The 13,273-nt window shown below is 72.8% G+C and carries 10 protein-coding genes and 1 pseudogene; 8 read left to right on the forward strand and 3 right to left on the reverse strand.

Features of this window, described 5'->3' with window-relative positions; translation table 11 throughout:
• Positions 1-58: 58 nt before the first annotated feature.
• Both PV364_RS01760 and PV364_RS01765 read left to right on the forward strand, forming a co-directional pair.
• Positions 59-1,468 (forward strand): S8 family serine peptidase, encoded by a 1,410-nt coding sequence (locus tag PV364_RS01760; protein WP_319657748.1) that lies wholly within the window; start codon positions 59-61, stop codon positions 1,466-1,468.
• A gap of 29 nt (positions 1,469-1,497) precedes the next feature.
• Positions 1,498-2,031: a DUF4232 domain-containing protein gene (locus PV364_RS01765; RefSeq protein ID WP_319657749.1), complete on the forward strand. Its 534-nt coding sequence runs from the start codon at positions 1,498-1,500 to the stop codon at positions 2,029-2,031.
• Between the two features lie 102 nt (positions 2,032-2,133).
• Here PV364_RS01765 and PV364_RS01770 read toward each other — a convergent pair.
• A pseudogene (locus tag PV364_RS01770) lies at positions 2,134-3,080 on the reverse strand (MIP/aquaporin family protein).
• Between the two features lie 393 nt (positions 3,081-3,473).
• Between PV364_RS01770 and PV364_RS01775 the strand changes: the two are divergent.
• Positions 3,474-5,012 (forward strand): carboxylesterase/lipase family protein, encoded by a 1,539-nt coding sequence (locus tag PV364_RS01775; protein WP_319657750.1) that lies wholly within the window; start codon positions 3,474-3,476, stop codon positions 5,010-5,012.
• Positions 5,013-5,161: 149 nt separating this feature from the next.
• Here the strand turns inward: PV364_RS01775 and PV364_RS01780 are convergent, their stop codons facing one another.
• Positions 5,162-5,773 (reverse strand): DUF2218 domain-containing protein, encoded by a 612-nt coding sequence (locus PV364_RS01780; protein ID WP_319657751.1) that lies wholly within the window; start codon positions 5,771-5,773, stop codon positions 5,162-5,164.
• A gap of 504 nt (positions 5,774-6,277) precedes the next feature.
• On the opposite strand from PV364_RS01780, the gene PV364_RS01785 reads away from it, so the two are divergent.
• The gene (locus PV364_RS01785; RefSeq protein ID WP_319657752.1) at positions 6,278-7,543 is read left to right on the forward strand and encodes an alpha/beta hydrolase; all 1,266 of its coding nucleotides are present in this window, start codon (positions 6,278-6,280) and stop codon (positions 7,541-7,543) included.
• Positions 7,544-7,591: 48 nt separating this feature from the next.
• Here PV364_RS01785 and PV364_RS01790 read toward each other — a convergent pair whose 3' ends face one another.
• Entirely contained in the window at positions 7,592-8,299 is a 708-nt protein-coding gene (locus PV364_RS01790) for a B3/4 domain-containing protein (protein WP_319657753.1), read from the reverse strand.
• 633 nt (positions 8,300-8,932) lie between these two features.
• Here PV364_RS01790 and PV364_RS01795 point away from each other — a divergent pair.
• From PV364_RS01795 to PV364_RS01810, 4 genes are all read left to right on the forward strand, one after another.
• Positions 8,933-9,553 (forward strand): XRE family transcriptional regulator, encoded by a 621-nt coding sequence (locus PV364_RS01795; RefSeq protein WP_319657754.1) that lies wholly within the window; start codon positions 8,933-8,935, stop codon positions 9,551-9,553.
• A gap of 709 nt (positions 9,554-10,262) precedes the next feature.
• On the forward strand, positions 10,263-10,649 hold the full coding sequence (locus PV364_RS01800) for a hypothetical protein (RefSeq protein ID WP_319657755.1): 387 nt from the start codon (positions 10,263-10,265) through the stop codon (positions 10,647-10,649).
• A 224-nt stretch (positions 10,650-10,873) separates the two neighbouring features.
• Positions 10,874-12,091: a serine hydrolase domain-containing protein gene (locus tag PV364_RS01805; protein WP_319657756.1), complete on the forward strand. Its 1,218-nt coding sequence runs from the start codon at positions 10,874-10,876 to the stop codon at positions 12,089-12,091.
• A 534-nt stretch (positions 12,092-12,625) separates the two neighbouring features.
• Positions 12,626-13,249 (forward strand): hypothetical protein, encoded by a 624-nt coding sequence (locus PV364_RS01810; RefSeq protein WP_319657757.1) that lies wholly within the window; start codon positions 12,626-12,628, stop codon positions 13,247-13,249.
• Positions 13,250-13,273: the final 24 nt, after the last annotated feature.

Consider the following 13,273-nt stretch of genomic DNA (forward strand, 5'->3'; position numbering starts at 1 on the left):
ACCGGAGAGGACTCATGAACGCGTGAACAGATTCACAGCGCGAGGCCGCATCGCGCGCATGACCGCGAAGATGTCGAGCCGCATAGCCAAGATCTCGGTGGCGGTCGCGGCGGGCGCGGCGCTCACCGCCGCGGCCCTGCACCCCGGTCTCGCCGCCCACCCGGCGTCGTCGGCGTCCCCGGCGCCGACCGCCGCGGCCACGGCGGGCGCCGCGGACACGCCATCGAACGCCCGCGCCGACACCGGTGAGACCGTGGCCGCTCTGCGCAAGGCGGTGAGCAGCGGACGGCTGCTGGACTCGCACGGCGTGCGCTCGGTCTGCCCGCGGTGCCACAGCGAGGTAGTCACGGATCACAAGGGCAGCAGCTCGCCGCTGCGGTCCGCGCTGCCCGCCGGATACGGTCCCGCCGACCTGGACAAGGCGTACCGACTGCCCGGCACATCGACCGGCAAGGGGATCATCGCCGTCGTCAACGCCGGCGTCGACCCCGCGCTGGAGGAGGACTTGGCCGCCTACCGGCGGACATACCACCTGCCGCCCTGCACGACGGCGTCCGGCTGCCTGCGGCTTCTGGACTACACCGGCGGCGCGCAGCCGGCCCCGCGGGACCCGAAGAAGGATCCCCACGGGGCCTTCGTGGAGGAGGAGGTGTCGCTGGAGACCTCGCTCGACCTCGACATGGCCTCCGCGGCCTGCCCGTCCTGCCGGCTGATGGAGATCTCGGTGCCGTGGCAGGACGCCGAGGACGACAACGACGTCTCCACCGGTGACTTCGCGCGGGCGGTCAACACCGCGGTGGCCCACCACGCTTCGGCGGTCAGCATCAGCTACGGGTACTCCGCGGACGTGACGAACACCAGCGGTGGCCTGCTGGCCGCCCTCCGCCACAAGGGGGTGGCGATCACCGCCTCGACCGGGGACTCCGGCTTCAACGGCGGCATCCACCAGTCCTGGCCGTCCGACCTGCCCTCGGTGATCAGCGTCGGCGGGGTCACCCTGCCGGCCACCGGCCCCGCGACCGCCTGGTGGAGCGGTGGCAGCGGGTGCGAGACCCGCTTCCCCGCCGCCCATGGGCAGCCGTCCTCGGTGACCGGGGCGTGCGGCGGGCACCGTGCCGCCGCCGACGTGTCGGCGGACGCCGACGCCGCCACGGGCGTCGCGGTCTACGACACGTACGCGCCCAGCACCGGCGAGCCCTACAACTGGGTGATCGCCGGCGGGACCAGTGCCTCGGCGCCGTACATCGCGGGCCTGTTCGTCCGGGCGGGCCACCTGGCCCCGGTCGACGGACCCCGGACCCTCTACCGTGCCCCGGCCGCCGCCTTCACCGACATCACCGCCGGGAACAACGAGACGTACCACCTGTGCGCCGACTACCCCGGGCTCAGCACGTCGGTCTGCTCCGCGGGCAAGGGCTGGGACGGCCCGACCGGTCTGGGCATGCCGCACGGCCTCGCCGCTTTCTGACACCCCTCTCCCACCCCGAGGAACAACCCATGCGCAGAACAACCCTGATGGCCGCCGGCGTGGCCACGATCGCGGCGGCCGTGCTGGCCACGACCGCCCCCGGCATCGCGAGCGCCAGGGCCACCGGCACGGCGCCACGCCCCTGCCGCACCAGCGACGTCTCCTTCTACTTCGGCGGCTACACCGCGGACCTCAGCCGTCGTGCCTTCGACGTGACGCTGCTGGCGCACGACGGCATCGCCTGCACGCTGAGCGACACCCCCCAGGTGTCGCTGAGCGGGCCCCCCGGTCAGACCGCTGCCATTCCCGTGTACATCCGCGGACGCGGCGGCCGGCTGGTGCTGCGCGCGGACTCCCCGCTGCACGCGAGCGTTCGCTTCAGTGCTCCGGACCTGCCGGAGCACACGCTCCAGGTCACCACCTTCAAGCTGTCGATGCCGGACCACAGCTCGCTCGCCACGAACTTCTACGTTCCCGGGGAGACCGACGTGAGCCTGGGCGGTGTGACGATCACTTCCTGGACGACGGGGATCGGTCTGGGCCAGGGCGAGCAGTTCCTGTGACCGGGCCGCGCGGCCGGTAGGACGCGAGGACGCGTGCCGGGCGCCGGGCCGGCAGACCGGCTCCGGCGCCCGGGCGCCTCGTCGGCCGCCCTCACGCCGCCGTCACTCCTCGGCGGCGGTCGCCACGGGGCGGGTACAGCCGATCTCCGGCGGCTTGGACATGCGCGTGCGGATGTGCAGGACGTCACCGATGAGGAGGTCGTAGACCAGGACCCCGATCACGCCACCGACCAGGGGTCCGACGATGGGGATCCAGAAGTAGCCGTGGAAGGAACCGGCCAGGGTGCCCGGCAGCGCGAGGTCCTGCCAGCCCGCCGCCCAGGCGAACAGGCGGGGGCCGAAATCACGGGCGGGGTTGATGGCGTAGCCGGCGTTCGCGCCGTACGACAGGCCGATGGCGGCGACCGCGAGACCGATCACCACGGGCCCCAGACCGGCCCGCACCGCCGGGTTGCGCAGGTCGATGACCGCCATCAGCAGCATGAGCATGAACGCCGCGCCGACGGTCTGGTCCACGAGCGGGCCCCACACGCCACCGTGGAAGTACTGCGCCGGGAAGGTACCGAAGATCGAGAAGGTGGCCAGGGTGTGCCCGTTCGTCTTCGGCCCCTTCGTCGCCTGGTCCAGGGCCGCGATGGCGTCGTGGTAGACGACGTACACCAGCACCGCCCCCACGAACGCGCCGACCACCTGCGCGACCACGTACGGACGACCTTGCGCCAGGGGAACCGGCGGCGCACCGCGAAGGCGAGCGTGACCGCCGGATTGAGGTGCGCGCCGCTGACGCCGCCGGCCACGTAGATGCCGAAGGTGACGGCCAGCCCCCAGCCCAGCACGGGCATGACCCAGTCCCCGGCGCCGACGAAGCTCATGGTGGCTCCCGCGGTGCGGCCGGAACCCGGCAGCGCGGCGACCGCCATGGCGGCCACACCGCATCCGAAGGAGACGAGCACGAACATCCCCAGGAACTCCGCGAGGCACTCGCCGAGGAGCCCCCCTCGGCGCCTGAGCCGGGAAGGGCTCACCAGGGGCGGGATGTCAACGGCCATCATGGCTCCTCAGGGACGCCCACGTCGCGCCCGACGGGGTCGGTGTCGGGCGGCCGGCTCCTGTCCGCGGCGGCCACCGCGGGGCAACCGGCTACGTCCTGTCGGAGCCGGGGCGGTACTGGAACCGCGTCACCCGGTCGGGCAGGTCCCGTTCGACGTCGCCGCGTTGCTGGAGCCCCGCCTCGAACAGGTGCTTGGCGACGTGTTGCTGGGCCGGCCGGGTCGTCGCGGCCCAGAAGGCGTCCGCCTCGCCCGGCGGGGGACGACCTTCACCCGGATGTCCGCGGCGGTCGGCGCCGGGTAAATCGCTGGCGCGACGGCGAGCGGCGATGGATGATCCGCAGGGCCCGCGGCCGCGGCGGACCCCCTTCGCGCGCCTGAGAGGAAATGGTCATGACCAGCGCCGAATCCCAGTCGTCCGGGTCCCGGCCCGAAGTGCGGGCCGCGGCGGGAAGGCTGCGCGGCAGCCGCGAGGCCGGGACGGCGGTGTTCCGTGGCATTCCTTTCGCCGAGCCCCCGGTGGGCGCGCTGCGCTTCGGCGCGCCGCGGCCGGTGCGGGGCTGGACCGGGGTGCGGGAGGCCGTCTCGTACGGGCCGCCGCCCCCGCAGGGCGGCCACTTCGGCATGGACGCGCAGGCGCGGGACACGGCGGACGGCGACTGGCTGACGGTCAACGTCTGGACGCCCGCGACCGACCCGGCCGCGGGCCTGCCGGTGATGGTGTGGATCCACGGCGGTGCCTACGTCATCGGCGCGTCCGGCCTTCCCGAGTACGACGGGGGCCGGCTCGCGCGGGACGGCGGCGTCGTCGTGGTGACGTTCAACTACCGCGTGGGGATCGAGGGTTTCGCCCGGATCGGGGGTGCTCCTGACAACCGGGGTCTGCTCGATCAGGTCGCCGCTCTCGAGTGGGTGCGCGACAACATCCGGGCCTTCGGCGGGGACCCGGCGCGGGTCACCGTCTTCGGCGAGTCGGCGGGTGGCGGATCGGTGGCCGCGCTGCTGGCGATGGACCGTGCGGCCGGGCTCTTCCACCGGGCCGTCGCCCAGAGTGTGCCCGGCACGTTCTTCGCACCGGAGCTCGCCGCGGACATCGCCGCCGCCTGCGCCGCCGAACTGGGCCTGCGGCCCACGGTGGCAGACCTGTCCACCGTCGCCCCGCACGAGCTGTCCGGCGCCGGTGACACGGTCAGCGCCACGATGGAGCGGTGGGCGCAGCGGTGGGGCAGGCCGGCGCTCAAGGCGATCCCCTTCTCCCCCGTCGTCGACGGCGATGTCCTGGCCGCCACACCGTGGCAGGCGCTGAGGGACGGTGCCGGCCGCGGCGTCGAACTCCTCGTCGGCCACACGCGCGACGAGCAACGGCTGTTCACCGTCGTCGAGGGCCTGCTCGGCGAGGTGGGCGAGGAACAGGCGGCGGAGGCCCTCCATGCCTTCGCACCCGGCCCGGACGGGGCCCGCCGCTATCGTGCGGCCCACCCTGCGGCGGGCCCGGAGGAACTGTACGAACTCGTCCACTCCGACTGGCTGTTCCGCATGCCGTCGCTCCACCTCGCCGAGGCCCAGACCACCGCCGGCGGCCGCGTGCACGTCTACGAGCTGGCCTGGCCCGCCCCCGGCATGGGGGGCGTCTTCGGCGCCTGCCACGGCCTGGACGTCCCCCTCGTCTTCGGCAACCTGGACCGCGGCCGGCCCGCCGTGCTGATCGGTGAAACGCCCTCCCCGGAGGCGGAGGCCCTGTCCACCCGGATGCGCACCGCATGGACCTCGTTCGCCACCCACGGCGACCCCGGCTGGCCCGCGTACGACACCGGCCAGCGCCTCGTCCAGGTCTTCGACACGCGGTCGGCCGTCACCCCGTACCCGGAGGAGGCCTCCCGCCTCATCTGGCACGACCACGCCTTCCCCGCGCTGCCACTGCTCGGCCAGTAGCGGACGGTGACGCGGGCCGTCCCCGGCCGCCTGTGGCTCCCCCCACTTCCCGGGGCGGGGTCACCGACGGCAGACCTGCCGGGTCGTACGGGTACACCGTCGGCCCGGTCGCGCGCCCGGGCCACCCGCACCGCCGGACGGGTCGGCCGTCACCGCGTGTCGCGGGCCTTCCGGCGACCGCCGGCGGAACGTCGCAGGGCATGGGCGCCCCGGAGCAGAACGGCCGCCAGGACGGAGCCGATGGCCCAGTGCTTCCACGGACCGGCTTCCAGCACGACCATGCCAAGACCGACATGGCCCGCCACCACCAGCGTCACCACGGCCGCGGCGCCGATCGTCGGACCGCGGCGTGAACGGACCACCGCTCCCTCCAACGGCTCGGGACCGTCGCCGAAGCGATCGGCGGTTCCTGCCGGATGCCAGATCACGTGCGGGGCACCACCCTTGCTGAGCTTCCGCAGGCGCTCGGCCGCCCAATGCTGGACGCTCTCCAGCCCGTCCCGGTCGCCTGCCTCGGCCCGCAGGTTCAGTACGCCGGGGCCGGCGTGCACGGTGCACCTGCCCGAGCCGACGTCGACGGTCCTGCGGGCACCGGAACCTTCGACGCGGTGAACCCGGGGTGCCGCCCCGCCGCCGTGCGGCACGTGCAGCACGTGCAGCAGATGCGGAAGCCGGCCGCCCGCCCGGCCGGGGCGCCGGCAGAACCGCGCCAGGAACAGGTGCGGACGGTCGGTCCGGATGCGGGTCTCGGTGATCAGCATGCAGGTCCCTCTCCCGGGGTTCGGTCCCCGGTCTTCGACGAAGAGGGCGACGAACCGGCTGGGGAGGATCGGCGCTCGTGACAGGGAACCCGCCTCGTGCGGCCGTGGGGATCCCGACTACCGACCGAGCGGCACCCCGAGCTGTGACAGCCGACGCTGACGGCGGCTCAGTGCCGGAGCGGACCGGGGCTCGCCGGGGGTGGTTCCGCCGCGACGGGGGAGACACGGCGGAACCACCACGGCCAGTGTGCGGCGGAGTCCTTCCGCCGTGGGTGGCAATCGGCCAAGTGCCTGGTCATCGCGCCTTCAGCAGGTTGACGCGGGGCACATACCGCGCCGACCGCACCAGAGGGAGGCAGAAGCGGCAGAACGCTCGCCCCGCACACCACTCCGGCGTGCCGGGCGAGCCGGAAGTCCCAGGTGACGCCTCGACCTCAAGGGCGATTGGTGACGACAACCACACTTTCCTGTGCTTGTGTGAGGATTTTCGAGAGGGGAAGCGTCATGACCGCGCGCTCCACCGGACAGGGCTGGGTCCTCGACATCGCCCTCGCCGAAGACGGCTTCAACGCGCTGCACCCGGCCGGCAAGGGCTACATGGAGCAGCTCGGCCACGACCACACCGATTTCGACAAGGTCTTCGCGCAGGTCCAGAGCGGCGCGATGCTCCTGAAAGCCTGGGCCACCGTGGCCGCCGAGGCCGAGGAACGGGCCACCGACCACGAAGCGGAAGGCTTCGCGCAGACAGCGGCGGACTTCTATCTGCGCGCCGCGGTGATGTGGGGCCGGGCGCAGTACTCGATCCACGACGCGGAAGACGTGCGCAAGACCGCGTTCCGCGACCGCTGCAACCACTGTGTGGAGCGCCTGGGCGAGCTGCGCGGCAACCGCGTGCGCCGCGTGGTCCTCGACTTCGAGGGCAAGCACCTGTACGCCCTCCTCCACCTCCCGGCGGGTGAGGTGCGGAACGCTCCGGCCGTCGTACTCGGCCCCGGAATGGACATGATCAAGGAGGACTACATCCATGCCGCGGAGCGCTACTTCACCTCCCGCGGCATGGTCGCCCTGTCCGTCGAGGGCCCCGGCCAGGGCGAGACGCGGGCGAAGGGTCTGACGGTCGACCTGACCAACTACGAGCGGGCCGTCAGTCGTTGCATCGACCACCTCGCGGAACTGCCCGAGGTCGACGCCGGGCGCATCGGCATGTTCGCGATCAGCATGAGCGGCTACTGGGGCATGCGCACGGTGGCGACGGACCCCCGCCTCGGCGCCCTTGCGGGCTTCGGGGCCGTCTCCGGCGACTTCGAGACGATCTTCGACCGCGCGCAGCCCTCCTTCAAGAACGACTACATGTACATGTCCGGGTACACCGACGAGGACCGCTTCACCGCGGAGTTGGCACAGCATCTGCCCCTGGGCGACCTCGTCACGGAGATCACCTGCCCGCTGCTGCTGGGCATCGGGGAGATGGACGAGCTCACGCGACTGGAGCAGGCCCTCGCCACGTACGAACGGATCCGCGCGCCCAAGGAGATGCGGGTCTACGAAGGCGAGTTCCACCCCCTGGGCGGCGTGGCGGCGGAGACCTTCCGCTACGGCGCCGAGTGGATCGAGCGGGCCCTCGCGGGAGAACTCGGCACTCCGGGGCGCGACGAGCGGTACTACGTCCACAGCGACGGGCGCACCACCAAGGGATGCGCGAACCCGCCCTGGTGGCTGGGGGCCGTCCCGCACGAGATCACCGATGCCGCGGCCATGGCCCCCTCGTGACCGGCGGGCATCGACCGTCGCAAACGCGGACGTCAGCCGTACGGGGAGTCAGGCTTCGAAGCCGGGGTGGGCGGGGCTGAGGTAGTGCACGGTGACCTGTTCGGCGTGCGGGGCGAGCAGGCCGCGCAATTCGTGCGCGGCTGACGCGAGGCGGTCCCCGTCGCGGGCGGCGTCCAGCGTCTCGAGGACGAAGACGACGTGGGTCGCGTCCTCGGTGACACGGGTGCGGTGGGCGTCGCGGTGGTTCCAGTGGCGGGTCAGGACGCCGGTGCCGTCCGCGTAGACGATCTCGCCGGGCCTGGGGTTCTCGATGGTGCCCGGTTCGCCGAGCGGGGTGAACTCCTCGCTGCCGTCGGCATAGCGGATGTCGACGTCGCCGGTGACCTGGTCGAGGTCGAAGGCACCCGCGGGCAGGCCGTGGCGGACGGAGACGGCGTTGTAGGAGTCGACGGCCGGGTTGATGCGCGGCAGCACGCCCCTCTTGGCCATGCGGCGGCCGAGGGCGTCGACGCTGGGCCGGACACGGCGGGGATTGGTGCCGAAGGACCTGTAGGCGGTGTGCCACGTCCCGATCAGCGGGTCGGTCTCGTCAGCGGGCCGCCAGGTGTTGTCGGCGAGCCGCTGCTCAAGGCCCTCCAGGGCGGCGGCGGTGCCGGGCCAGGGTTCACGGCCCCGCAGGCCTGCCGCGGCGACCAGGGCGATGAGCGTGCCGGGGAAGGCGTCCGCGACGGCGGGGGTGATCCGGAAGGCGGTCATGAGGCGGGGTCCTGTCTCGTACGGGCGGGGCGGGGGTGGCGGGGCAGCGGCGGTTCAGGCGAGGGCGAGGAGCCGACAGCGGCGGCGACGCCCGCGCCGACGAGCCGGAGCGGTCGAGGCGTTCGGCCGGCACAGTCCGGGCGGCGAACACCGACAGCACGTTCGCCGGCGCGTCGAGCACGCCCGCCGTGGCGGCCGCGGCAGTGTGGTGCGGTGCGTGAGGGACGTGCCGGTCGCGCTCCGGGCGCGGCGCGGACCAGGACCACCCCCGCGAGGGTGAGCGGCAGGCCCGGAAACCCGGCCACGCGGCGACAGGACGTCCACCGGGCCGATCGCGAGTGTCTTGCGGGAGCAGGGCGTCCGCCGCGACGGACGCCGCACCGCGCACCGCGCGCCCTCCGACGCCACGACACCGGCCCAACGCGGCACGTGCGCCGTGCCGGCGCCGACGCCTCCGAGGAAGCCGGCACATCCGAGGGCGAGGGAACTGCCCGGGGCCGGCAGCGGAGCGATCACGGTACTCCCCTCACCTCACATTGGAACGACTCGACCGTACAATGAAACGACCGCCCGTTGTCAACCAAACGACCGGGCGGTACATTCCAGCGATCCACAGGTCAGGACGGTGATCAGGTGCCCGAGGCAGAGGCGGCGCTGCGTGCGCTCGCCCACAACGTCAGGGCCGCACGCACACGCGCGGGACTGTCCCTGGACGAGCTGGGCCGGCGCGCCAAGGTCAGCAAGGGGGCCCTGGTCGGGCTGGAGAAGGCGCAGGGCAATCCGAACTTCGCCACGCTGATCCGGCTCGCCGACACCCTCGGCGTCTCGGTGTCCGCCTTGCTGGAGGGACCGGCCGAAGGCCGCGTCCGAGTGGTGTCCGCCGACACGGTCATGCCGCTGTGGGCCGGCGAACAGGGCGGAGAGGCCCGGCTGATGCTGACGACGGCGGGCCCCGCACCCGTCGAGATCTGGCGCTGGACACTGGAACCGGGAGAGCACCACTCCAGCCACCCCCACCAGGGCGGCGTCGTGGAGACCGTCAGCGTCACCTCGGGCCGGATGACCCTGGTCGTCGACGGCATCGAGCACCCTGTCGAAGCGGGACAGACGGCCTCTTTCGACGGCGACGTTCCCCACGCCTACCGCGGCTCCGGCGACGGGACCTGCTCCTTGATCATGACCGTCCACATCCCGCCCGGCCCTGTCCCACCGCACCCGACCGACGCGGTCCGCGGAACTGACGACCCGTCCTGATGACGCCCCGCCCCGTGCCGTTTCCCGGCGGATCACGCCCCTGACGGTGCCCTGGCGGGACAGCCTCCGCCCCGGAGGAGGTGCGGGTGCGTGGACGTCATCGACTGGCTGCCGGACAGCGACCCGGCGATCCGCTGGCAGGTGATGCGGGATCTCACCGACACGCCCGCGGAGCAGATCGCGGCCGAACGCGCCCGCGTCGCCGACGAGGGCTGGGGTGCCCGGCTGCTGACCCTCCAGCAACCGCACGGCCAATGGCCCTCCGGCGTCCCCTCGTTCACCTCCGGCGCCGCGGAGACGTGGTGGCACACGCTCGGACCCGCACGGCAGGGCACGCTCTTCCCCGCATGGACCTCCACCACCTGGAGCCTGGTGCTGCTGCGGGCGTTCGGCGTCGAACCGGACAGCCCTGCGGCGCGCCACGCCGTAGGGCTGGTGCACGAGAGCGTCCGGTGGGAGCACGACGGCGAGCCGTTCTCCTCCGGGGAGGTGGAACCGTGCGTCAACGGCCGGACCGTGGCGCTCGGGGCCTACTTCGGCATGGACGTCACTCGGGTCGTCGAGCGGCTCCTCGGCGAGCAGACGGCCGACGGCGGGTGGAACTGCGAGCAGGAGAACGGCTCCACCCGGGGGGGGTCGTTCCACACCACGATCGACGTCCTGGAAGGGCTGCTGGAGTACGAGGGGGCGGGCAGGACCGGTTCCCGGTGTGGCCGGCGCCCGGCTCCGCGGCCAGGAGTACCTCCTGGAGCGGCGGCTGTTGCGGCGCCTGTCGACCGGCCGGGCCGTCGGCCGGGACCGCAAGACCGGCGGCCCGTCGGCCTGGACGCGGTTCTCCCACCCGGCCTTGTGGCACCACGACGTGCTGCGCGGGCTCGACCATCTGCGCGCGGCCGGTGGCGCCCCCGACGACCGGCCGGCCGAGGCGATCGACCTGGTCCGGTGCAAGCGCGACGCGGACGGCCGCTGGCCGCTGGAGAACCCCCACTGCGGCGAGCTGCACTTCCCCCTGGACGACGGCGAGGGCGAGCCGAGCCGGTGGAACACTCTGCGAGCCATGCGCGTGCTCCGGTGGTTCGAGCAGGGGCCGACGTAGGGCGGGGCTGACGTGGAGCACGTCCCCGCCGCCGACCACCCCGTCGTGATGGCGCGTCAACTGCCGTGCAATGAAGCACTGTTGGGGGTTCGGGTCAACGTGTCCAGCGGGTGTGTCACACAACGGAACCGGGCTCGGTCAATCGGTATGGTGCGGCGAGCGCCGCGGGCCGCGAGCCCGCGTGCGGCCGCTCCATCCCCCCAACTGACGACGGAGAGAACCGGATGCGCTTCACCATAGCGAGCACCACGCTCGCGAGCACCGCCGTGATCACCACCCTGGCCGGCTCGCCGGCCGTCGCCGCGACGCCGTCCCTTCCCGCCCCCGACATCGCGGGCGTGCTCGCGGTACAGAAGCAGGCCATGGCGAACGGCGCCCCCGGCGCGCTCACCCGCATCGACTCCGGCAACACGACGTACCGGATCTCCAGAGGACAGGCGGACACCGTCGCCCGCACGGCGATGGACGCCGACCGCCGCTTCCGCGTCGGCAGCGTCACCAAGTCCTTCACCACAGTGGTGCTCATGCAGTTGGTCGCCGAGGGACGCATCGACCTCGACGCATCCGCGAACACGTACCTGCCCGAGCCCCTGCCGGACGACCGCATCACCGTGCGCCACCTGCTCAGTCACCGCAGCGGTCTGTGGGACTACACCAACGACATGTTCTACTACACCGTTCCGGGCTTCGAAGCGGTCCGGAACAAGGTGTTCGGCTACCAGGAGCTGATCGACCTGTCGACGGCCCACGAGCCGACCAACGAGCCGGGCGCGGCCTACAGTTACTCCAACACGAATTTCGTGGTGCTGGGCGAGATGATCGAGCACGTCACCGGCGTGCCGATGGCCACGCAGTACCAGGAGCGGATCTTCGAGCCGCTGGGTCTGACGCACACCTCCTACGTCCACCCGCAGACCGCGATCTCCGGCTCCTCCGCCCGTGGTTACCTGCGTCCTGACGACACCACGCTGCCGCTGGTGGACTCCACCGAGCAGACCGTCTCGTGGGCGCAGTCGGCCGGCGCGGTCATCTCCGACGCGGCCGACCTGAACCGCTTCTTCTCCGCGCTCGTCACCGGGCGGCTCGTCCCCCAGGCGCAGCTGCAGCAGATGATGACGATGGTCCCGGTCACCGCGGACGGCACGCAGTTCTACGGACTGGGGCTGCGGGCCAGGAAACTCTCGTGCGGCGTGACGGTGTACGGCCACACGGGCACGGTCCAGGGCTTCTACACCTACGCGTTCACCACCGCCGACGGCAAGCGCAGCATGACGTCCATGGCGAACACCTCCAACAACGGAACGGTCAACACCGTCCTCGGCGGCACGTTGGAGGCCGCCTTCTGCGGCACCGGCGGGGCCAAGGCCTCCTTGGCCAAGTCCACCGAGGGCGAGACCTTCACCGAGGACATCGCTCCCCAGGTCGCGCGCCCCAGCCAGTAGCCCCGTCCCGGTCGACCGGGACCGCCGCCGCGCACCTCCGCCACCCCGGCGGGGTGCGCGGCGGTGGCGCGCCGGGCCACCGAGCAAGAAAAACGAATGTTCGTCTTGACGATTCCGGCCCCATGGCGAAGGATGGGCCCCGCCCAACAGAACGGTTGTTCCCGGAAAGAAGGAGGCGGCATGAGCACCGTGCAGACCCCGGCGACGACCGCCCCCCGCATACCCACCGGGCGCACGCACGGTGCCCCGACGGTGGGCGGAGTTGCTGCTGGTGCCCGTGGTGTACGGGAGGCACGAGAGCACCCGCGGGCTGCAGCGGCGCCCGAACGCCGCGGCGGACCGCCACTGCCGGGTCGTCCGGGGCGGGGAAGGCGCACTCGTCACTCCGGTGCCCCTGCCGGCGGACCCGCACCCGGACCGCCCGCACCGACCCGTGACCCCGGCCCGTCCGTGCCCGCCGCCCGCGACAGTGCCGACCCCACCAGGGCAGACCGTCCGAGCCCCCACCCCGAGCTTCCCCCCAGGTAGTCCACGATGATCCACTCCCCCCAGCCCCCGCGTCCGGACGACGGAGACCACGCGAGCGCCGGCCGCAGGTCGATCGGCGGCGACGGCCGCAGGTCGATCGGCGGCGACGGCCGCAGCGGCAGCGACCGGTCCGGCAACTGGCTGCGCAGCCGTCGTCGCGGTCGGGTCTCGTCACTTCTGCCGCTGCACCTCGGAGAGGCCTTCCTCATCGGTCACGGCGGCAAGAGGCCCACGGGAGCCCTGGTGCGTTTCCGGTTCCCGGACGTCGCCGAAGCGCGCCGTCCCCGACGCCCCTGGCGGCGCCGGACGGACGTCGGGCGTCAACTCGCCGGATCCGGTGGGGAACTGCGACTGGTCGGCGGCCGCACCTCTGACGACACCACCACCCAGGCCCTCATCGCCATGCTCACGCTGAACGGCATCACGGACGTCGCACCGCTGCTGCGCCTCAGCATCGCCGAGCCGCTCCCGTACACCGCCGGCAGGGAACGGGGCCGAGCCGCGGCCGTCGGCCTCGACGTGCACTTCCTCGCGGGCTTGTGGGGTCTGGCGGTTCCGCCGCACACCCGGTGCCGGGTCCACCTGGAAGGCCCCGCCCGCCTCCTGCCCGAATGGCCGGTGCCGCGATGAGCGGCTCGACCGCGACCGGGCCCC

The sequence above is a fragment of the Streptomyces sp. MI02-7b genome, from assembly GCF_033793585.1.
Taxonomy (GTDB): Bacteria; Actinomycetota; Actinomycetes; order Streptomycetales; family Streptomycetaceae; genus Actinacidiphila.

Bases quoted from the DNA above. Each gene is read 5' to 3' on its own strand.
- PV364_RS01785 (WP_319657752.1), top strand. From the start codon at position 6,278: ATGACCGCGCGCTCCACCGGACAGGGCTGGGTCCTCGACATCGCCCTC.
- PV364_RS01760 (WP_319657748.1), top strand. From the start codon at position 59: ATGACCGCGAAGATGTCGAGCCGCATAGCCAAGATCTCGGTGGCGGTC.
- PV364_RS01790 (WP_319657753.1), bottom strand. From the start codon at position 8,299: ATGACCGCCTTCCGGATCACCCCCGCCGTCGCGGACGCCTTCCCCGGC.
- PV364_RS01765 (WP_319657749.1), top strand. From the start codon at position 1,498: ATGCGCAGAACAACCCTGATGGCCGCCGGCGTGGCCACGATCGCGGCG.
- PV364_RS01810 (WP_319657757.1), top strand. From the start codon at position 12,626: ATGATCCACTCCCCCCAGCCCCCGCGTCCGGACGACGGAGACCACGCG.
- PV364_RS01780 (WP_319657751.1), bottom strand. From the start codon at position 5,773: ATGCTGATCACCGAGACCCGCATCCGGACCGACCGTCCGCACCTGTTC.
- PV364_RS01805 (WP_319657756.1), top strand. From the start codon at position 10,874: ATGCGCTTCACCATAGCGAGCACCACGCTCGCGAGCACCGCCGTGATC.
- PV364_RS01775 (WP_319657750.1), top strand. From the start codon at position 3,474: ATGACCAGCGCCGAATCCCAGTCGTCCGGGTCCCGGCCCGAAGTGCGG.